Here is a 20,257-nt window from a genome sequence, read left to right on the forward strand (position 1 = left end):
GCATCGCTACACCTCGGATGCTTTGCGGCCGTAGTCCCCGAAGGGTTCGTCGCGGTGGCGGACCGCGTCGCGGAAGCCGTGCTCGACCGCATCGGCGACGAACGCGTGGCCTTCGGGCGTGTGCCGGGCCACTCCGTCGAACACCGTGCTGACCATCCGGCTGGTCGCCACACCTTGTTGCAGCAGTGCGGTGTTGAGGGCGAGCTTGACCATGATGAGCTGGTTGACCGGTACTGCGGCGATGCGCTCGACGAGTCGCTCGGTGCGCTCGTCGAGGTCTTTCGGGTCGGGCGCCTCGACCGCCAGCCCCCATTCGGCGGCTTGTGCGCCGGTGATGCAATCGCCGGTCAGCAGAAGACGTTTGGCGCGCTGGTCGCCCAGCCGGTGTGCCCACAGCCCGGCGGCCGGCACGCCCCAGACCCGGGTCGGCGGGTAGCCGATCTTGGCGTCGGAGGCAGCGATCACCTGGTCGGCGTGCAGCGCGATATCGGTGCCGCCGGCCACGCAGTAACCGTGGATCTTGACCACCGTGGGCTTGTCGGCGTGCATCAGCGACGAGAAGCCGCGCACAAACCGGCTCATCATCTGGTAGTCGATCATCGGGTCCCAGGGCTGGTTGGGCAGATGGTTGACGGCCTGGGTTTTACCGTCGAGCACGGTGCCTTTGTAGGTGCTGCCGCCACCGGCTGAGGATGAGCCTTCGGCGTAGGCGCTGAGATCGAAACCGGCGCAGAATCCTTCACCTCTGCCAGAGATCAGGATCACGTGCACGTTGGGATCGAGGTCGGCGCGCTCGACCAGCGCTGACAGCTCTAACGGGGTATCGGCGATGATCGCGTTGCCCTTTTCGGGCCGGTTGAACGTGATTCGGGCAACCCGGTCGGTGACCTCATAGGTCATCGTTTTGAGATTATCGAAGTCGACCGGTCTGATCGCGTGCGTCATCCCTTGACCATCGCACGCTCGAGAATCGGCGCCAGATCCAGCCCGGTGGGCATGGTTCCGTAGGCGCCGCCCCATTGACCGCCGAGCCGGGTCGCCAGGAACGCCTCGGCGACAGCGGGATGACCGTGCCGCACCAACAGCGAGCCCTGCAGCGCCAGGCAGATGTCCTCGGCGATCTTGCGGGCCCGGTACTGGATCGTCTCGAGGTCACTCAGTTGCGGTTTGAGGCGCTCGATATGGGCGTCGAGCCGTGGGTCGTGACCTTGTGTCTTAGCCAGCTCGGCGAACAGCACGTCGACGCATTCCGACCGAGTTCCCATGGCGCGCAAGGTATCCAGCGCGCTGACGTTGCCCGAGCCTTCCCAGATGCCCATCAGCGGCGCCTCCCGGTACAGCCGTGGCATACCGAAGTCCTCGATGTAGCCGTTGCCGCCCAGGCACTCCATCGCCTCAGCGGCGTGCGGGGTGGCGCGCTTGCACACCCAGTACTTGGTCGCGGCCAATCCGATGCGACGCAGCAGCGTCTCGGTCTCGTCGCCGCGTGCCGCGTTGTCGGTGGCGCCGGCCATCCGCATCGCCACCATGGTGGCTGCTTCGGCCTCGACAGCCAAGTCCGCCAGCACATTACGCATCAGCGGCTGATCGATCAGGTAGGCACCGAAAGCCTTGCGGTGCTGGGCATGATGGACGGCGCGGGTCAGTCCGCTGCGCATGCTGGTGGCGCTGCCCAGCGCGCAATCGAGCCGAGTCAGGTTGACCATCTCGATGATGGTCGACACCCCGCGGCCTTCCTCCCCGACCAACCAGGCGGTGGCGCCGTCGTACTCGACTTCGCTGGAGGCGTTTGCGTGGTTGCCCAGCTTGTCCTTGAGCCGCTGCAAGAACATGCGGTTGCGGCTGCCGTCGGGCAGCACCCTTGGCAGCAGGAAGCATGACAAGCCATCGGGTGCCTGCGCGAGCACCAGGAAGATGTCACACATCGGCGCCGAGGTGAACCACTTGTGACCGGTCAAGCTGTAGCTACCGTCGGCGTTGCGGACCGCCTGGGTGGTGCCCGCACGCACATCGGAGCCGCCCTGCTTTTCGGTCATCGACATGCCCGCGGTGATACCGGCTTTGGTCGTCGGAACTGTCAAGTCCGGGTCGTATTCGCGGCTGGTCAACAACGGCTCGTAGATGTCGGCGAGTTCGGGGTTACACCGCAGCGCCGGGACGACGGCGTAGGTCATCGAGATCGGGCACATGTGACCGGGTTCGGCGGTCCACACGCCGGTCTTGGCGGCACGCACAACGTGGGCGCCGGGGCGCTCGTCTGCCCATGGCGCGGCGTGCAGGCCGTGTTTGATAGCGGTGCGCATCAGCTGGTGGTAGGCGGGGTCGTACTCCACCTCGTCGACGCGGTGGCCGTAGCGGTCGTGGGTGTGCAGGATCGGCCGGTGGCGGTCGGCCAACTCGCCCCACCGCTGGGTTTCGGCGCTGCCGGAGATCGCGCCGACCTCGGTGACCTCGTCGAGGCCCCACTGCCCGCCTTCGCGGATCAGCGCCTCGGTCAGAACGGGTGACGAGGCGGGGTTGTAGTCCTCCAGCGGCGGGACCTGGTTGGTGACGACATGGGTATCGGGCATGGACCCAGTGTTACATTTTTCCGACAACCGTTCAAGAGGTGTAATAATCGTCGATCGGTGACCGTTAGCTGAGGTGGTCGCGCAGAAAGGCGATGTCGTCCTTGCGGCCTTGGTCGGCGGTTTCGCAGATGACCGGTGCGCCTGCGGACTTGACGACGGCCACCAAGAGCTGCGGATCGATCTGGCCGGTACCGATGTTGGCGTGCCGGTCCGCGCCCGACCCGGCCGCGTCCCGGGAGTCGTTGCAGTGCACCAGATCGATCCGGCCGGTAATCGTCTTAATACGATCGACCGCGTCGATCAGCGCCTCGCCTGCTGCCCACGCGTGGCAGGTGTCCAGGCAGAACCCGATGCCGGTGTCGCCGATCTGGTCCCAGAGCCTGGCGATGGTCTCGAAGTGGCGGGCCATCGCATGGTCGCCGCCGGCGGTGTTCTCCAAATACACCGGCACATCGGTTTCCAGGCGGTCCATCGCCTTGCGCCAGCGTTCACACCCGGCCGCGATGTCGTCATCGTCAGCATGTCCGCCGTGCACGATCACGGCGGTGGCAGCGATCTCGGTGGCCGCATCGCAGGTGTCCTGCAAGATCTTGCGCGACGGGATCCGCACCCGGTTGTTGGCCGATGCGACGTTGATCAGGTACGGCGCGTGCACGTAGATCGGCACGGACGACGCCTTCAGCTGGGCGGCGTCGTCACGCGGTTTCGGTTTCTTCCAGCTCTGCGGATCGCCGAGGAAAATCTGCACCAAGTCGGCGTTGTCGGCTGCGGCGGCAGCGAGCGGATCCTGCGGGCTGACATGCGAACCGATGAGCACGCGGCAAGTCTAGTGCGGTCGCCGGTCGAGCCGCTGACCCACACCGAGCGTGAAACTACGTTCACTCTCGACGCCGAGTGTGAAGTTAGGGTTCACCCTCGACGCAGAGAACGGGTAAAGAGAAAGCCCCGGGGCATGGGACCCGGGGCTTTCTCGTGCTCGTTACCTGTAGTCGCTGTAGCCGTAGTCGTCCAGCGGGACCGCCGCCCCGGTGGCGGCGCCGAAGTCCGGGCTGTAGTACTGATCCTCGTAGGACGGGATCGTGTACGCGGCGGCCCGGGCCTCCTCGGTTGGCTGCACCTGGATGTTGCGGTAGCGGTTGATCCCGGTACCGGCCGGGATCAGCTTGCCGATGATCACGTTCTCCTTCAGACCGTTGAGCCGGTCGCTGCGGCAGTTGATCGCCGCATCGGTCAGCACTCGGGTGGTCTCCTGGAACGACGCCGCCGACAGCCACGAGTCGGTGGCCAGCGACGCCTTGGTGATACCCATCAGCACCGGACGGCCGGCGGCGGGCTCGCCGCCTTCGGCCACCACCCGACGGTTCTCGGCCTCGAACTCCGCACGGTCGATCAGCGAGCCGGGCAGGAATTCCGTTGCGCCCGAGTCGATGATGGTCACCCGGCGCAGCATCTGCCGGACGATCACCTCGATGTGCTTGTCGTGGATCGACACACCCTGCGCCCGGTAGACCTCCTGGACCTCCTTGGTCAGGTGGATCTGCACCTCGCGCGGGCCCTGCACGCGCAGCACCTCGTGCGGGTCGGCGGAGCCTTCCATCAACTGCTGGCCGACCTCGACGTGGTCGCCGTCGGCGAGCAGCCGCTCGGTGCCGTCCTCGTGCTTGAACACCCGCAGTCGCTGACGCTTGGAGAGCTTGTCGTAGACCACTTCCTCGCCACCGTCGTCGGGGACGATCGTGATCTTGTAGAAGCGCTCACCCTCCTCGAGCCGAACCCGTCCGGTGACGTCGGCGATCGGCGCCTTACCGCGCGGCACCCGAGCCTCGAAGAGCTCCTGCACCCGCGGCAGACCACCGGTGATGTCCTCACCGACACCACCCTGGTGGAAGGTACGCATGGTCAGCTGAGTGCCGGGCTCACCGATGGACTGGGCCGCGACAATACCGACGGCCTCACCGATGTCGACCAGCTTGCCGGTCGCCATCGAACGGCCGTAACAAGTCGCACACACCCCGGTGCCGGTCGCGCAGGTCAGCACCGACCGCACCTTCACCTGCGTGATACCGGCCGCCAGCAGGGCCTCGATCTCGGGATCGCCCAGATCGTGACCGCGAGCAACCACGACGTTGCCCTTCTCATCAGCCGCGTCGGTGCCCAAAGTGCGGGCATAGGCCGACGTTTCGATGAACGGGTCGCGGATCAGCGTGCCGTCGGGCTGGCGCTCGGCCAGTTCGACGGTGATACCGCGCTCGGTGCCGCAGTCCGCCTCACGCACGATGACGTCTTGCGACACGTCGACCAGACGACGGGTCAGATACCCCGAGTCGGCGGTACGCAAAGCGGTGTCGGCCAAGCCCTTTCGCGCGCCGTGGGTGTTGATGAAGTACTCCAACACCGTCAGGCCCTCACGGAACGACGACTTGATCGGCCGCGGGATGAACTCACCCTTCGGGTTGGTCACCAGTCCCTTCATGCCGGCCAGCGTCCGGGTCTGGGTGAAGTTACCCGTCGCACCGGAGTCGACGATCGTGATGATCGGGTTGTCGTCAGGGTAGTGCTCGCGCAGCGCCTGGCCGACCTCGTCGGTGGCTTCCTTCCAGATCTCCACCAGCGCCTCGTTGCGCTCGTCGTGGTTCAAAGCACCACGCTGGAACTGCTTTTCGACCTTGTCGGCGCGCTCCTCGTAGGAGTCGAGGATCTCCTGCTTGCGCGGCGGAACCAACACGTCGGCCATCGACACGGTGACACCGGAACGGGTGGCCCAGTAGAAACCGGCGTCCTTGAGCTTGTCGACGGTTTGGGCGACGACGATCATCGGGTAGCGCTCGGCCAGATCGTTGATGATCGCGGCCTGCACCTTCTTGTGCATCTGCTTGTTCACGAACGGGTAGCCCGTGGGCAGCAGCTCGTTGAACATCACCCGACCCAGCGTGGTTTCGGCGATCCAAGCATCGCCCGGCTGCCAGCCGTTGGCGCCGAACAACTCGGCCTCGACCTCAGCAGGCGGACGCAGCTGCTCCAGCCGCACCTTGATCTTGGCCCGCACGCTCAACACGCCGCGGTCGGCGGCCATGATCGCCTCGGCCGGCGAGGCGTACACACCGGTTTCGGCGCGGTCTTTGGCGGCGGCCACGTATGCGCCGGTGTCGCCGTCGACTTCGGTGGTCAGGTAGTACAGCCCGGTCACCATGTCCAGCCGCGGCATGGCCAGTGGACGACCCGACGCCGGCGACAGGATGTTGTTCGACGACAGCATCAGGATCCGGGCCTCGGCCTGCGCCTCGGCGCTCAACGGCAGGTGCACCGCCATCTGGTCGCCGTCGAAGTCGGCGTTGAACGCCTCACACACCAGCGGGTGCAGTTGAATGGCCTTGCCCTCCACCAGCATCGGCTCGAAGGCCTGGATACCCAGGCGGTGCAGAGTCGGTGCGCGGTTCAGCAGCACCGGGTGCTCGGCGATGACCTCTTCGAGGACGTCCCACACCTGCGGACGCTGACGCTCCACCATCCGCTTGGCGCTCTTGATGTTCTGCGCGTGGTTGAGGTCGACCAGCCGCTTCATCACGAACGGCTTGAACAGCTCCAGCGCCATCAGTTTGGGCAGACCGCACTGGTGCAGCTTGAGCTGCGGGCCGACCACGATGACCGAACGGCCCGAGTAGTCGACACGCTTACCGAGCAGGTTCTGCCGGAACCGACCCTGCTTACCCTTGAGCAGATCCGAGAGCGACTTCAGCGGACGGTTACCCGGACCCGTGACCGGCCGGCCGCGACGGCCGTTGTCGAACAACGCGTCGACGGACTCTTGCAGCATCCGCTTCTCGTTGTTGACGATGATCTCGGGCGCACCCAGATCGATCAGCCTCTTGAGCCGGTTGTTGCGGTTGATCACCCGGCGGTACAGGTCATTGAGGTCTGACGTGGCGAACCGGCCACCGTCGAGCTGCACCATCGGGCGCAGCTCCGGCGGGATCACCGGCACCGCGTCGAGCACCATGCCCATCGGCGAGTTGCCCGACTGCTGGAACGCAGCCACCACCTTCAAGCGCTTCAACGCGCGAAGCTTCTTCTGCCCCTTGCCGTTCTTGATCACGTCGCGCAGCGACTCGGCCTCGGCGTCGATGTCGAAGTTCTCGATCAGCTTCTGGATCGACTCCGCGCCCATCGCACCGGTGAAGTACTCGCCGTAGCGGTCGACGAGCTCGCGGTAGAGGTTCTCGTCGACGATCAGCTGCTTGGGAGCCAGCTTGGTGAACGTGGTCCAGATCTCCTCCAGCCGGTCCAGCTCGCGCTGCGCGCGGTCGCGCAGCTGACGCATCTCCCGCTCACCGCCGTCGCGAACCTTGCGCCGCGCATCGGCTTTCGCGCCTTCGGCCTCCAACTCGGCCAGGTCGGCTTCCAGCTTCTGGGCGCGGGCCTCCAGGTCGGCGTCGCGCTGGTCCTCGATGGCCTTCTTCTCGACAACCATCTCAGCCTCGAGGGTGGACAACTCGTTGTGCCGCAACTCCTCGTCCACGCCGGTGATGACGTAGGCCGCGAAGTAGATGATCTTCTCGAGGTCCTTGGGCGCCAGGTCCAGCAGGTAGCCCAACCGGCTCGGCACGCCCTTGAAGTACCAGATGTGCGTCACCGGCGCGGCCAGCTCGATGTGGCCCATCCGTTCGCGACGCACCTTGGCCCGGGTCACCTCGACGCCACAGCGCTCACAGATGATGCCCTTGAAGCGCACGCGCTTGTATTTGCCGCAGTAGCACTCCCAGTCGCGAGTCGGTCCGAAGATCTTCTCGCAGAACAGGCCGTCCTTCTCCGGCTTCAAGGTGCGGTAGTTGATGGTCTCCGGCTTCTTGACTTCGCCGTAGGACCACTGCCGGATGTCCTCGGCGGTGGCCAGGCCGATCCGGAGTTCATCGAAGAAGTTGACGTCTAACACGTAACTCCCTTTCCCCTTTCGGGATTTAGTGACTAGTAACTAAGCGAGATCTTCTACCGACGCAGATTCGTTGCGGGACAAGTTGATTCCCAGGTTCGCCGCAGCGCGCTCCAGGTCCTCGTCGTCCCCGTCGCGCATCTCGATCGCGGCCCCGTCGCTGGAGAGCACCTCGACGTTGAGGCACAACGACTGCAGCTCCTTGAGCAGCACCTTGAACGACTCGGGGATGCCCGGCTCGGGGATGTTCTCGCCCTTGACGATCGCCTCGTACACCTTGACCCGACCGACGGTGTCGTCGGACTTGATGGTCAACAGCTCCTGCAGGGTGTAGGCCGCGCCGTAGGCCTGCATGGCCCAGCACTCCATCTCACCGAACCGCTGGCCACCGAACTGCGCCTTACCGCCCAGCGGCTGCTGGGTGATCATCGAGTACGGGCCGGTGGAGCGGGCGTGGATCTTGTCGTCCACCAGGTGGTGCAGCTTCATGATGTACATGAAGCCGACGGTCACCGGGTACGGGAACGGCTCACCGGAGCGGCCGTCGAACAGCACCGCCTTGCCGTCGCCGTTGACCAGCACCTCGCCGTCGCGGTTGGGCAGCGTCGAGGACAGCAGTCCCTGCAGCTCGGCTTCCTGGGCTCCGTCGAACACCGGCGTCGAGACGATCTGGTTCGCCTCGGCCTCCAGCAGCTCCTCGGGCAGTCGCGCCGCCCAGTCCGGTGCGCCGTCGACCTTCCAGCCGCTGTGCGCGCACCAGCCCAGGTGAGTCTCCAGGATCTGGCCGATGTTCATCCGTCGCGGCACCCCGTGGGTGTTGAGGATGATGTCGACCGGCGTGCCGTCCGGCAGGAACGGCATGTCCTCGACCGGCAGGATCTTGCCGATCACACCCTTGTTGCCGTGCCGGCCGGCCAGCTTGTCACCGTCGGAGATCTTGCGCTTCTGCGCGACGTAGACGCGGACCAGCTCGTTGACTCCGGCGGGCAGCTCGTCGTCGTCCTCGCGGGAGAACACCCGGATGCCGATGACCTTGCCGGACTCGCCGTGCGGCACCTTCAGTGAAGTGTCGCGGACCTCGCGGGCCTTCTCGCCGAAGATTGCCCGCAGCAGCCGCTCCTCGGGGGTCAGCTCGGTCTCCCCCTTCGGGGTGACCTTGCCGACCAGGATGTCGCCGTCGCGGACCTCGGCGCCGATGCGCACGATGCCGCGCTCGTCGAGATCGGCCAGCACCTCATCGGAGACGTTCGGGATGTCCCGGGTGATCTCCTCGGCGCCCAGCTTGGTGTCGCGGGCGTCGATCTCGTGCTCCTCGATGTGGATCGAGGTCAGCACATCCTCCTCGACGAGGCGGTTGGACAGGATGATCGCGTCCTCGTAGTTGTGCCCCTCCCACGGCATGATCGCCACGAGCAGGTTCTTGCCCAGGGCCATCTCGCCGTTGTCGGTACACGGACCGTCGGCGATCACCTGGCCGGCCTCCACCCGCTGCCCGGCGTCGACCATCGGACGCTGGTTGGCGCAGGTGCCGTGGTTGGAGCGGGCGAACTTGCGCATCCGGTAGGTCTGCCGGGTGCCGTCGTCGGCCATCACGGTGATGTAGTCGGCCGACACCTCCTCGATGACGCCGCTCTTGTCGGCGACGACGACGTCGCCGGCGTCGATCGCGGCGCGCAGCTCCATCCCGGTGCCCACCAGCGGCGCCTCGCTGCGCACCAGCGGAACCGCCTGGCGCTGCATGTTGGCACCCATCAGGGCGCGGTTGGCGTCGTCGTGTTCGAGGAACGGGATCATCGCGGTGGCCACCGACACCATCTGGCGCGGCGAGACGTCCATGTAGTCCACCTCGGCCGAGGACACGTACTCGACCTCGCCGCCCTTCCGGCGGACCAGGACGCGGGCCTCGGTGAACCGGCCGTCGTCGTCGATCGGCGAGTTGGCCTGCGCCACCACGTGGCGGTCTTCCTCGTCGGCGGTCAGGTACTCGATGTCGTCGGTGACCACACCGTCGCGCACCTTGCGGTAGGGCGTTTCGATGAAGCCGAACGGGTTGACCCGGGCGTACACCGACAGCGAGCCGATCAGACCGATGTTGGGGCCTTCCGGCGTCTCGATCGGGCACATCCGGCCGTAGTGGCTGGAGTGCACGTCGCGGACCTCCAGGCCGGCGCGCTCCCGGGACAGACCGCCGGGGCCCAGCGCCGACAGCCGGCGCTTGTGGGTCAGACCCGACAGCGGGTTGTTCTGGTCCATGAACTGCGACAGCTGGCTGGTGCCGAAGAACTCCTTGATGGCGGCGACCACCGGGCGGATGTTGATCAGGGTCTGCGGCGTGATCGCCTCGACGTCCTGAGTGGTCATCCGCTCGCGGACCACCCGCTCCATCCGGGACATGCCGACCCGGATCTGGTTCTGGATCAGCTCACCCACGGTGCGCAGCCGCCGGTTGCCGAAGTGGTCGATGTCGTCGGTTTCCACCGGCACCTCGACGCCGCCCGGGACGGTCATCGTGGGCTGGCCCTCGTGCAGGCGCACCAGGTACTCGATGGTGGCGACGACGTCCTCTTCGGTCAGCGTGGTCGCAGAGCCTGGCTCGGGCGATCCCCCGAGCCCGAGCTTCTTGTTGACCTTGTAGCGGCCGACGCGAGCCAGGTCGTAGCGCTTCTCCTTGAAGAACAGGTTCTCCAGCAGGGTCTGCGCGGATTCCTTGGTGGGTGGCTCACCCGGGCGCAGCTTGCGGTAGATGTCCAGCAGCGCCTCGTCGGTGCCGGCGGTGTTGTCCTTCTCCAGCGTCGACATCATGATCTCGGAGAAGCCGAACCGCTCGGTGATCTGCTCGCTGGTCCAGCCCAGCGCCTTGAGCAGCACGGTCACCGGCTGGCGGCGCTTGCGGTCGATGCGCACCCCGACGGTGTCGCGCTTGTCGACGTCGAACTCCAGCCACGCACCGCGGCTCGGGATCACCTTCACCGAATGCAGTGTCTTTTCGGTGGACTTGTCGATGGTCTCGTCGAAGTACACGCCCGGCGAGCGGACCAGCTGGCTGACCACCACCCGCTCGGTGCCGTTGATGATGAACGTGCCCTTCTCGGTCATCATCGGGAAGTCACCCATGAACACCGTCTGGCTCTTGATCTCGCCGGTGTTGTTGTTGATGAACTCGGCCGTGACGAACAGCGGGGCCGCGTACGTCATGTCCTTGTCTTTGCACTCGTCGACAGGCGCCTTGACCTCGTCGAACCGCGGATCGGAGAAGGACAGCGACATCGAGCCGGAGAAGTCCTCGATCGGCGAGAGCTCCTCGAGCACCTCTTCCAGACCGCCGGTGGCCCTGCCATCGGGGCGGGCAGCGGCGGCCTCGCGCCAGCGGGGCGCGCCGATCAGCCACTCGAAGGAGTCGGTCTGCACGTCGAGCAGACCGGGAACCTCGAGCGGTTCACGCAACTTGGCGAAAGAAATACGGTTAGGCGCTCCGGGAACGGAGCCGTTTGACGAAATCTGAGTACCTGAGGGGTTCTTCTTGCTCTGGCGGGAGACTGCCAAGATGCATCCTTCCAGCACCTCGTGCGACTAACGAAAGCCGGCGGGCACCGGACCCTGTTCGCCGCGATAACTGTGTCGGTTCGGCTGGCGAACGAACTGTCCGAAACTCACGCACGCAGCTAGATCGCTGAGCCGGAACGGGCTCAGGCTAGGACCACGGTGTCAAGTGGCGGGTGAGGTGGGCAGGAGGCAGCCAGCGCAACGTCCAACGATAGCGCAGGACGGCGCATTCCTCAACTACCGTGCTTCGGGGATACCGGCGATCTGGCGCTGGCCGCCGTCTTCGCCTCCCCGTGCACACATGCTGCCCAACAGATTGGCCCCTTCGAGCCCTTCCGTCAAGGGTTGACGCGCCAACTTGTTAGCAGAACTCCTTCCACATACCGCGCGCGGTTGGCACTTACTGAGTACGGATCGTTTCGGTGGGTGCGTCGTAGTCGCGATGGCGGCCAGGGTCCCCGCCCCTGTCACCGTCACCGGACGGGTACTCGCGCGAGTCCTCGAGCGAATCCAGGATTGCTTGCTGCGCATTCTTGGGCAAAGTGTGCAGATTCTCCCGGACCCGCGCCTGGCGCCGGCCGACCGCTTTGCGTTCGGGCATGCCCGGGGTGACGTTGATCTGCGGCGGGACACCTTCGATCTCCTCGACGCCGCCGCTGTGGTGGCCGGCGTCCATGTGCGCCTGCTCTTCGGCCATGGTGGCCTCGTCCTTTTCCTCGGACATCCCGATCGGACCGATCCGGCGGCCGTTGAGGAACTGGCGGACGACCGGCTCGTCGCTGGTCAGCAACACCTCGCGCGGACCGAACATGACCAGCTTGCGGCGGAACAACATGCCCATGTTGTCGGGCACCGTACGGGCGATGTTGATGTTGTGCGTGACGATCAGGATCGTGGCGTCGATCTGAGCGTTGATGTCGATCAGCAGCTGGCTCAGGTAAGCGGTGCGGACCGGGTCCAGACCCGAGTCGGGCTCGTCGCAGAGGATGATCTGCGGGTCGAGCACCAGTGAGCGGGCCAGGCCGGCGCGCTTGCGCATACCACCGGAAATCTCACCGGGGAACTTCTTCTCGTCGCCGCCCAGACCGACCAAAGTCAGCTTCTCCATGACGATGTCACGGATTTCGCTTTCCTTCTTCTTGGTGTGCTCGCGCAGCGGGAACGCGGTGTTGTCGTAGAGGTTCATCGAGCCGAACAGCGCGCCGTCCTGGAACATCACCCCGAAGAGCGTGCGGATGTCGTAGAGCTCCTTGGCCGAGCACTCGGTGATGTCGGTGCCGTCGACGATGATCGATCCGCGCTCCGGACGCAGCAGGCCGATCAGCGACTTCAAGAACACTGACTTGCCGGTACCGGACGGCCCCAGCAGCACACTGACCTCGCCCTCCGGGATGTCCATGGTGACGTCTTCCCAGATTCGCTGGGATCCGAAGGACTTGGTGAGCCCTTCGACCTGGATGCCGATACCCATGCGAAATCCTCTCAAGACGTTGCTGGCCTGGCCTGTGGTTTCAGTCACTTTAGCGCATGCGCGCGGCCAGCGGCACGACTATCGACCCGCTGTCGCGGCGGCCTGCCAGCAATGACACGCGCGTTTAACAGCGCGGCGCCCAGTTGCCGTGGAAACCCATCGGCACGCGTTGCGGCAAGTGAACGGTAGCCACCGACTCGAGGGTTTGCGCATCGACCAAGACCAGTTGGCCCTCGTCGCGGCCGCGGTGATAGCCGTATCCGAGCAGGATGCCGTCGTCCTCGGCGGCAGCGGCCACCGGATTGGGCACGAACGACATCTCGCCGAGCAGCAGCTCGGGGTCGAGCGCGGCCACGGTGGCCGACCCGGTCGCATAGTCGTGCTTGTACAGCGCGCTGGACATGTCGCTGTCGCCGTTGTCCAGGAATCCGCCGTCGATGCCGACGGTGTAGCCGAATCGGTGCTTGCCACCCAACAGGCTCTCGTTGATGCGGGGAAACTCCTGCGGCCGGTCGTCGCGGCGTTCGGTCGTCACCGAGCCCGACGCCAGGTTGATGGTCCAGCGGTCGAGGGTGGGCCGGCTGTCGCCGGGACCACGCCGGTCGCTGTCGAACATCCGCGAGTAGCGCACGACATCGAGCACCAGCATCTCGGCGCCATCGCGGGTTTCCGAGTAGGCGTTGAGCGGGTGGTAGACGTAGCAGGGTTCGACATCGAACCACTTGATGTCATCGTTGCCACCCTCGCGGGGCATGACGCCGATGCGCGCCGGATAGTCGGGATCCCAGCTGTAGGGCATCGTGTGGATGGGCCGGGTGTCGCGGTTGACCATCGCGGTGATCGGGCTGGGTATCCGGACCCGCCCGAGCACCGACTGCGCCACCAGCCGGGCCGGCGCGCTCAGCCACCGCGGCACCGTCGCCGGCAGCACCTCCACCGGGTTGAACGTCACCGGCAGGTCGTAGATCACCACGTATTTGTCGGTCAGCGAGAAGTCATGCATCATCGGCGATCCGGTCACCGCGATGTCTACGGTCCGGCGGGCTCGCCCCTGGGCGTCGATCACCGAGTACTGCACGGTTCGTCCGCGCGCAAACGAGTACGACACCGCGTGCAATTCGCCGGTGGTCGGGTCACGGTGCGGGTGGGCGGTGTAGCCACCGGCCAGGGTGCCGTCGAAGTCACAGGGCCCGACCGTGTCGAGGTCGTCGGTGAGCGTGTAGTTGGCGCCGCCGCCCTCGACCAAGGCCAGCGTTTGTCCGGCGTGGCTCAGCACGTTGGTGTTGGGCCCGACCGAAAGCATGCCGGCGCGCGGGTTGAGTCCGGTGGGTGCGGGTTCGCCCAGCGCGGCGCACACCGCCGGAGTCCGCACCCAGCGGTTGCGATACCAGCAGGCCTTCCCGTCGCGCAGGGCGACTCCGTGCACCATCGCGTCGCCGGAGAACCAGTGATAGAGGGCAGGGTCGACCTCGGCGGCCGGGTTGGGGCCGTTGCGCAGATAGCGCCCGTCGAGGTGCTCGGGGATATGACCGGTCACCGGCAGGTCGGTCGCGGTGACCTCGCTGGCCACCGGCGCGAGGAAACCCTCGAGATACGGGTTGCGAGTTTGGGTGCTGGTGGTCGCGGTCATCTCAACTCCCTATAACGATGTTATTTCGACGTTATGGAGCGTACGCCTGCTGTGCCAAGATTGGCAACGATGACTTTCCAGACCGAACCGAGCGTGCGTGCGGGGCTGGTGCACGCGGCCGTGCGTCTGCTCGACGAGCACGGGCCCGACGCGTTGCAGACGCGCAAGGTGGCCGGCGGGGCCGGCACCTCGACGATGGCGGTGTACACCCATTTCGGCGGCATGCAGGCGCTGATCACGGCGGTCGCCGAGGAGGGTTTGCGGCAGTTCGCCGATGCGCTGGCGGTGCCGCCGACCGATGATCCGGTCGCCGACCTGATGGCTACCGGCATCGCCTACCGCCGTTATGCGATCAGTCACCCGCATCGGTATCGGCTGATGTTCGGCAGCACCAGCGCGCACGGGATCAACGCCCCGGCACACAATGTGGTCACCTTGTCGGTGGCCGAGATCAGCGACCGCTATCCCAGCTTCGCGCGGGTGGTAGGACCGGTGCACCGGTCGATGCAGGCCGGCCGGATCACCGGCGGTTCGGCCGGATCGGCCGACGACGACGCCGCCGTGGTGGCGGTGGCCGCCCAGTTCTGGGCGGCCATCCACGGGTTCGTGATGCTTGAACTCGCCGGCTACTACGGCAGCGACGGCTCGGCCGTCGGGCCGGTGCTGGCCGCGATGACGAAGAATCTTCTTGTCGCGCTGGGTGATTCGCCCGAACTGGTCGAGCAGTCGCAGCGCTCGGCAATACGCGAAGCCCCCGGAGCGTAGCGCTTCCGGGGGCTGTCGCGAACCGAATTACTTGACGGTGACCGTGGCGCCGGCGGCTTCGAGCTTGGTCTTGGCCTCGTCGGCGGCCTCCTTGGCGACCTTCTCGAGCAGCGGCTTGGGCGCGCCGTCGACCAGGTCCTTGGCCTCCTTGAGGCCCAGGCCCGAGACGATCTCACGCACGACCTTGATGACACCGATCTTCTTGTCACCGGCGGCCTCGAGGATGACGTCGAACTCCGACTGCTCCTCAGCGGCTTCGCCGCCGGCAGCCGGGGCCGCACCGCCGGGCGCGGCCGCGACGGCGACCGGAGCAGCGGCGGTGACCTCGAAGGTCTCCTCGAACTTCTTCACGAATTCCGAGAGCTCCAGCAGCGTCAGGTCTTTGAACGCGTCGAGCAACTCGTCGGTTGAGAGCTTGGCCATAGTGGGTGTCCTTCCTTGGTGTGGGTACGGGGCTTATTCGGTGGTTTCGGTGGCCTCGGCGGCGGGTGCCTCGGTGGTTTCGGTGGCTTCGGTGGCGGGAGCCTCGGCGGGTGCCTCGGCCGCCTTCTTTTCTTGCAGCGCGGCAGCGAGCCGGGCCACCTGCGACGCCGGCGCATTGAACAGCCCGGCGGCCTTGGCCAGGTTGGCCTTCATCGCGCCGGCCAGTTTGGCCAGCAGCACCTCGCGGGACTCCAGGTCGGCGATCCGCTCGACCTCGGCGACGGTCAGCGGGTGACCGTCCATGTAGCCACCCTTGATGACCAGCGCCTTGTGTTCCTTGGCGAAGGTCTTGATGGCCTTGGCGGCGTCGACGGCTTCGCCGGTGACGAACGCGATCGCGGTCGGCCCGACGAACAGCTCGTCGAGTCCTTCGACGCCTGCCTCCGACGCAGCCTGCTTGACCAGGGTGTTTTTGGCGACGCGGTAGCTGGCGGAGTCGCCCAGCGAGCGGCGGAGCTCGGCCAGGTGGGCCACTGTCAAACCGCGATACTCGGTGATCACGGTCGCCGTGGATGCCTTGAAGCGCTCGGCGATATCCGTGACGGCGGCGGCTTTGTCAGCCCGGGCCATGCATGCCTCCTTGAAGGGTCCTTCGCGCGACGGCCCGGAAATCACGAACGCCCCGACGCAGGATGCGGTCGGGGCGTGAACATTGCGTCGGCGCGCGCCGACGTACGGTTGCCTCGTCCTCCTGCGTGGGCCGCCGGGGAGTTCCCGGACCTTCAACCGATTGCTCGGTGACCAACGGTCTTGGGTGGATCGGCCACCACAATAGCGTGGCCATCTGCCATCAGCCAAAACAGCCGACCGTCAGCAGAACGAACAGCGCGCCCAGCAGCGTCACTCGCAGCCGGTGCAGCCGGTCCCAGCGTGCCGCCAGCAGCACCGCGGGCACGGCGTCGAGCGGCCAGTTATGTCACGCGAAAAGCCTCGGAGCGTGTCATAAGTGGCCACTCGCGCCGAGCCTGACCAGCCGGGCCGCCCCGACCAGCCCGGCATCGCCGCCGAGCGCAGCGGGCACCACCCGTAGCCCAGTGAGGAAGTCCAAGCCGGCGTAATCACGCAGCGCCGCCCGCAGCGGGGCGAACAGTACCTCGCCGGCCTTGGCCACTCCCCCGCCGACCACGACGCGGTCGAGGTCGCACACCGCGGCCACCGAGGTGATCATCGCGGCCAGCGCGTCCGCGGCGCGGCTGAACGCCTGCAGCGCCACCGGCTCACCGGCGGCGGCCGCCTCGGCCAGCGCCATGGCGTCGTCGCCGGCCCAGCCATTGGCCCGGGCCCACCGCGTCATCGACGGGCCGGCCGCGATGGTCTCGGCGCACCCGCGGCCCCCGCACGAGCACGGCATGCCGCCGGTGTCGACGACCATATGTCCGACATGCCCGGCGTTGCCGCTGCGACCCTGATACGGGACACCGTCGAGTACCAGTCCCCCGCCCACGCCGGTGGAGACGACGATGCCAAGCAGAAAGCGGGCGCCCTGCCCGGCGCCGCGCCACTGCTCGCCGAGCGCCATGCACAGTCCGTCGCCGGCCAGGTGCACCGGCACGCCCGGCACCGCGGCCGCGACCCGGTCGCGCAGCGGAAAATCACGCCAGCAGCCAATGTTGACCGGGCTCACCGTGCCGCCGGCCAGGCTGATCGGGCCGGCCGACCCGATGCCGACCGCCCCGACGGCGCCGTCGGCGACCTCGACCGCCTCGCTGATCAGCGTTTGAACCAGAGCCCAAACATCTTCTGCGCGTTGGCCATTCGGAGTAGGCCGACTGTCGGCGTGGACCAGCGCGCCATCGGGGTCGACGAGCCCGGCGGCGATCTTCGTACCACCGATGTCGAGGGACAGTGTGAGCATGACGCGATCATTGCCGGTTGCGGCGCGAGACGTCGACGACAAGCGGCCGGTGATCCGAGATCGGCAATGCGGGCGTCGAACACGCCTGGACCACCAGTTGGCTGTCGTCGGTCAGGATGTGGTCGAGCTGGCGATCGGGGGCATCGACGGGAAACGTCAGCACCGAGGCCAGCGGGCGCAGCCGGGTGCGGCGCTGCGGCGTGGCCGGGCCCATGTTCAGGTCACCCATCAGCACCCGCGGGCCCTCGAAGCCGCGGAGATCCCGGATCAGCCGCCGCAACTGCAGCCGGTTCCAGCCGGGCACGAACGACAAGTGCGTATTGGCCACGGTCAGCTCGCCCAGGTCGGTGTCGAGGCGGGCGATCACCGCCGCGCGGGGTTCTTCGTCGATCACCTGCACCCGTCGCGGCGCCGGCAGATACATCGGAAACTTCACCGGGATCCGCGGCAGCCGCAGCACCTGCCAGCTCAGCGCCGGAAACCGGGACAGCAGCGCGATGCCGTAGGCCGCGGTGCCCGGCTGCTCGTCGCCGGTGGCGGCCATCCACGTCGCGCCGGGCGTGCCGGAGATCGCGGCGACGAATCGATGACTGACCGCACCCATCGCCTCGGCGGCCACCGCGGTCAGATCGGCCATCGCCGAGCGGGGCTGGTCGCAATCGACTTCTTGCAGGGCCAGGATGTCGGCCTCGAGCCGGCGCACGCAGTCGGCGAGCCGGTCCACGTCGACTTCGCCGTCGTGGATGCTGCGACCGTGCAGGATGTTGAAGGTAGCCATCCGCATGGGTAGTACCTACCCAACATGACCGCGTTCGCATCCAATGAACAGTTGCGCGAGGCACTGCGCCGCGCGGCGTCGGCGCTCAAGGCGCACGGACCGCGGTTCGCGCTCGCCGGCAGCTACGCGCTGTGGGTCTACGGCGCACCGGAACCCGTGCACGACGTCGATTTCGCCGTCGCGGAGTCCGACGCCGACGCCGCCGCGCAGACCCTGGCCGACGCGGGGTTCGCCGTCGACCGCACACCCGAGGACTGGCTGTTCAAGGCCTGCCTCGACGGCGCGGTCGTCGATGTGCTGCACCGGATCAACGGGGTGCCGGTCAACGGGGACCTGATCGATTCGGCCGCCAGCCGCGACGTGTTGGCACTCCGGATGCCGGTGTTGTCACCGACGCAGGTCATGATCCAAAAGCTCTGCGCGCTGACCGAACACCATTGCGATTTCGCGTCGCTGCTGCCCGCCGTCCGCGCCGTTCGTGAGCAGCTGGACTGGGACCGGGTGCGCGCAGACACCGTCGGCAACGACTTCGCGGTCGCGTTTCTGGTCCTCGTGGACCGCCTGGGCGTCACGACGTGATAGGGACTACCCATGCCCGCCCTGGCTCCACCGGTCGCTGACGAGCGCAGCGCGCTGCGCGAATATTTGGCCTATCACCAAAGCGCCTACTTCGCGGTGTCCTACGGTCTGTCCGACGAGCAGGCGCGAGCCACGCCGTCGGTGAGCGCGCTGTCGATCGGCGGGCTGGTCAAGCACGCCACCGGTCTGCAGCGGTCCTGGATGGCTCGGGTCGCTGCCGCGCCGGGCGCCCCGCCCAAAGACACACGGCCGTTCGAGGAGATCGCCAAGGAGTTCGGCGATCAGCACGTGATGCAACCCGACGAGACACTGGCCGGGCTGCTGGACGGTTTCCAGGCGCAGAACGCGGAATCGCTGCGGCTCGTCGACACCGCCGACCTCGACGCCCCAGTGCCGGTTCCGCAAGACATTCCGTGGTTCCCCAAGAACCTGCAGGCCTGGTCGGTGCGCTGGGTGATCCTGCACGTGATCAACGAGTTGGCCCGGCACGCAGGGCACGCCGACATCATCCGGGAAAGCATCGACGGCGCCACCATGTACGAACTGATCGCCGGCCTGGAGAAGTGGGAACCACGCCCGTGGGTGACACCGTGGCAGAAGCGTGCTGACCCGTAGCGGCGTCGCGCGCCGCGAAACTCCGGACGGTGTGATCGAGATCTACTACGAAGACCTCGGCGACCCCACCGATCCGCCGGTGCTGCTGATCATGGGCCTGGGCGCGCAGCTGCCGATGTGGCCCGACGGATTTTGCGCGCAGTTGCTCGACGCCGGCTGCCGCGTGGTGCGGTTCGACAACCGCGATACGGGGCTGTCGGCCAAGCTGCACGGCCGGCGGGCCGACGGCACGTCCTACCGGCGGGCTTGGCGCTACCTGGTCGGCAAGACCAGCGCGGTGCCCTACACGCTGGGCGACATGTCCGAGGACGCCGTCGCGCTGCTCGACCACCTCGACATCAGCCGCACGCACGTCGTCGGCGCGTCGATGGGCGGGATGATCGCCCAGATCCTGGCGGCCACCGAGCCGGACCGGGTGGCGTCGCTGGGCATCATCATGTCGACCACCGGCAAGCGGTTCTTCGCGGCGCCGCCGGCCTGGTCGGTGCTCAAGCTGGCGTTCGACGCGCCGGGTAAGCAGGCATCCGCCGAGCAGCGACTGGCGTTCGAGGTGCGCAACATCGCAGCGCTCAACGGCCCCAACTTCCTGCCCTCGCATGCAGACCTGCGCAAGCGGGTCCAGCGGTTGGCCGAACGGGGCAGCTATCCGGCGGGCATGCGACGCCATGTCGACGCGGTGCTGGGCACCGGCAGCCTGCTGGCCTACAGCAAGGCGATCACCGCGCCGACAGTGGTGCTGCACGGATCGGCGGATCCGATGCTGCGGCCGCGCAACGGGCAGGCGGTGGCCGCGGCCATTCCCGGCGCGCGGTTCGTGGTGGTCGACGGCATGGGCCACGACCTGCCCGAACCGGTGTGGCGGCCGATCGTCGAGACGCTCACGGAGAACTTCGCGCAGGCACCCACCGTGTTGCCGCGAGCGTGCGCGTCCCCGGGCGACACGCCGACATAATTCCCGGGTTTGCGCTCAGTGTCAGGGTGATGGTGCTGCGTTGCGGTGTGTCGGCGTGACAGGGCCGCTTCGCGGTGGTTGGTTCCGGA

The 20,257-nt window shown here is 66.9% G+C and carries 15 protein-coding genes; 4 read left to right on the forward strand and 11 right to left on the reverse strand.

Annotated elements, in window-relative coordinates; genetic code table 11:
- Positions 1-6: 6 nt before the first annotated feature.
- The 7 genes from A5707_RS13060 to A5707_RS13090 all read right to left on the reverse strand — a co-directional run bounded on the left by A5707_RS13060 (position 7) and on the right by A5707_RS13090 (position 14,141).
- Positions 7-945, reverse strand: coding sequence for a crotonase/enoyl-CoA hydratase family protein (locus A5707_RS13060; protein ID WP_065014887.1), 939 nt, complete (start codon positions 943-945; stop codon positions 7-9).
- The gene (locus A5707_RS13065; RefSeq protein WP_065014888.1) at positions 942-2,570 is read right to left on the reverse strand and encodes an acyl-CoA dehydrogenase family protein; all 1,629 of its coding nucleotides are present in this window, start codon (positions 2,568-2,570) and stop codon (positions 942-944) included. Before A5707_RS13065 ends, A5707_RS13060 begins: the two co-directional genes overlap by 4 nt.
- Before the next feature lie 64 nt (positions 2,571-2,634).
- Entirely contained in the window at positions 2,635-3,387 is a 753-nt protein-coding gene (locus tag A5707_RS13070; protein WP_065014889.1) for a deoxyribonuclease IV, read from the reverse strand.
- Positions 3,388-3,549: 162 nt separating this feature from the next.
- A complete protein-coding gene (locus A5707_RS13075) occupies positions 3,550-7,500 on the reverse strand; it encodes a DNA-directed RNA polymerase subunit beta' (RefSeq protein WP_065014890.1) in 3,951 nt (1,316 codons plus the stop codon).
- A gap of 39 nt (positions 7,501-7,539) precedes the next feature.
- Positions 7,540-11,040, reverse strand: coding sequence for a DNA-directed RNA polymerase subunit beta (locus A5707_RS13080; protein WP_082969439.1), 3,501 nt, complete (start codon positions 11,038-11,040; stop codon positions 7,540-7,542).
- A 400-nt stretch (positions 11,041-11,440) separates the two neighbouring features.
- Positions 11,441-12,511 (reverse strand): ABC transporter ATP-binding protein, encoded by a 1,071-nt coding sequence (locus A5707_RS13085; RefSeq protein ID WP_065014891.1) that lies wholly within the window; start codon positions 12,509-12,511, stop codon positions 11,441-11,443.
- A 124-nt stretch (positions 12,512-12,635) separates the two neighbouring features.
- Positions 12,636-14,141 (reverse strand): carotenoid oxygenase family protein, encoded by a 1,506-nt coding sequence (locus tag A5707_RS13090; protein ID WP_065014892.1) that lies wholly within the window; start codon positions 14,139-14,141, stop codon positions 12,636-12,638.
- A 69-nt stretch (positions 14,142-14,210) separates the two neighbouring features.
- On the opposite strand from A5707_RS13090, the gene A5707_RS13095 reads away from it, so the two are divergent.
- On the forward strand, positions 14,211-14,906 hold the full coding sequence (locus A5707_RS13095; RefSeq protein WP_065014893.1) for a TetR/AcrR family transcriptional regulator: 696 nt from the start codon (positions 14,211-14,213) through the stop codon (positions 14,904-14,906).
- A gap of 27 nt (positions 14,907-14,933) precedes the next feature.
- Here A5707_RS13095 and rplL read toward each other — a convergent pair whose 3' ends face one another.
- The 4 genes from rplL to A5707_RS13115 form a co-directional block, all read right to left on the reverse strand.
- On the reverse strand, positions 14,934-15,329 hold the full coding sequence (gene rplL / locus A5707_RS13100; protein ID WP_065014894.1) for a 50S ribosomal protein L7/L12: 396 nt from the start codon (positions 15,327-15,329) through the stop codon (positions 14,934-14,936).
- 33 nt (positions 15,330-15,362) lie between these two features.
- On the reverse strand, positions 15,363-15,959 hold the full coding sequence (gene rplJ, locus A5707_RS13105; protein WP_065014895.1) for a 50S ribosomal protein L10: 597 nt from the start codon (positions 15,957-15,959) through the stop codon (positions 15,363-15,365).
- Between the two features lie 370 nt (positions 15,960-16,329).
- Positions 16,330-17,244, reverse strand: coding sequence for an ROK family protein (locus A5707_RS13110; RefSeq protein ID WP_065014896.1), 915 nt, complete (start codon positions 17,242-17,244; stop codon positions 16,330-16,332).
- Positions 17,245-17,251: 7 nt separating this feature from the next.
- Positions 17,252-18,028: an endonuclease/exonuclease/phosphatase family protein gene (locus A5707_RS13115; RefSeq protein ID WP_065014897.1), complete on the reverse strand. Its 777-nt coding sequence runs from the start codon at positions 18,026-18,028 to the stop codon at positions 17,252-17,254.
- A gap of 18 nt (positions 18,029-18,046) precedes the next feature.
- On the opposite strand from A5707_RS13115, the gene A5707_RS13120 reads away from it, so the two are divergent.
- Genes A5707_RS13120 through A5707_RS13130 form a run of 3 tightly spaced genes read left to right on the forward strand, consistent with a single transcriptional unit; the run spans position 18,047 to position 20,168 of the window.
- Positions 18,047-18,601, forward strand: a complete 555-nt coding sequence (locus tag A5707_RS13120; RefSeq protein WP_065014898.1) for a nucleotidyltransferase — start codon at positions 18,047-18,049, stop codon at positions 18,599-18,601.
- 12 nt (positions 18,602-18,613) lie between these two features.
- Complete coding sequence (locus tag A5707_RS13125) at positions 18,614-19,216, forward strand: DinB family protein (RefSeq protein WP_065014907.1); 603 nt, start codon at positions 18,614-18,616, stop codon at positions 19,214-19,216.
- A complete protein-coding gene (locus tag A5707_RS13130) occupies positions 19,203-20,168 on the forward strand; it encodes an alpha/beta fold hydrolase (protein WP_065014899.1) in 966 nt (321 codons plus the stop codon). The genes A5707_RS13125 and A5707_RS13130 overlap by 14 nt, the downstream gene beginning before the upstream one ends.
- The last annotated feature ends 89 nt before the right edge of the window (positions 20,169-20,257 follow it).

Origin of the sequence: Mycobacterium kyorinense, from assembly GCF_001672775.1 — a bacterium.
In the GTDB taxonomy this organism is placed as follows: domain Bacteria; phylum Actinomycetota; class Actinomycetes; order Mycobacteriales; family Mycobacteriaceae; genus Mycobacterium; species Mycobacterium kyorinense_A.

What these genes read in the sequence shown, in the direction of transcription:
- A5707_RS13060 (WP_065014887.1), bottom strand. Translation starts at nt 945, where the DNA reads ATGACGCACGCGATCAGACCGGTCGACTTCGATAATCTCAAAACGATG.
- A5707_RS13065 (WP_065014888.1), bottom strand. Translation starts at nt 2,570, where the DNA reads ATGCCCGATACCCATGTCGTCACCAACCAGGTCCCGCCGCTGGAGGAC.
- A5707_RS13085 (WP_065014891.1), bottom strand. Translation starts at nt 12,511, where the DNA reads ATGGGTATCGGCATCCAGGTCGAAGGGCTCACCAAGTCCTTCGGATCC.
- A5707_RS13090 (WP_065014892.1), bottom strand. Translation starts at nt 14,141, where the DNA reads ATGACCGCGACCACCAGCACCCAAACTCGCAACCCGTATCTCGAGGGT.
- A5707_RS13095 (WP_065014893.1), top strand. Translation starts at nt 14,211, where the DNA reads ATGACTTTCCAGACCGAACCGAGCGTGCGTGCGGGGCTGGTGCACGCG.
- rplL (WP_065014894.1), bottom strand. Translation starts at nt 15,329, where the DNA reads ATGGCCAAGCTCTCAACCGACGAGTTGCTCGACGCGTTCAAAGACCTG.
- rplJ (WP_065014895.1), bottom strand. Translation starts at nt 15,959, where the DNA reads ATGGCCCGGGCTGACAAAGCCGCCGCCGTCACGGATATCGCCGAGCGC.
- A5707_RS13110 (WP_065014896.1), bottom strand. Translation starts at nt 17,244, where the DNA reads ATGCTCACACTGTCCCTCGACATCGGTGGTACGAAGATCGCCGCCGGG.
- A5707_RS13115 (WP_065014897.1), bottom strand. Translation starts at nt 18,028, where the DNA reads ATGCGGATGGCTACCTTCAACATCCTGCACGGTCGCAGCATCCACGAC.
- A5707_RS13120 (WP_065014898.1), top strand. Translation starts at nt 18,047, where the DNA reads ATGACCGCGTTCGCATCCAATGAACAGTTGCGCGAGGCACTGCGCCGC.
- A5707_RS13125 (WP_065014907.1), top strand. Translation starts at nt 18,614, where the DNA reads ATGCCCGCCCTGGCTCCACCGGTCGCTGACGAGCGCAGCGCGCTGCGC.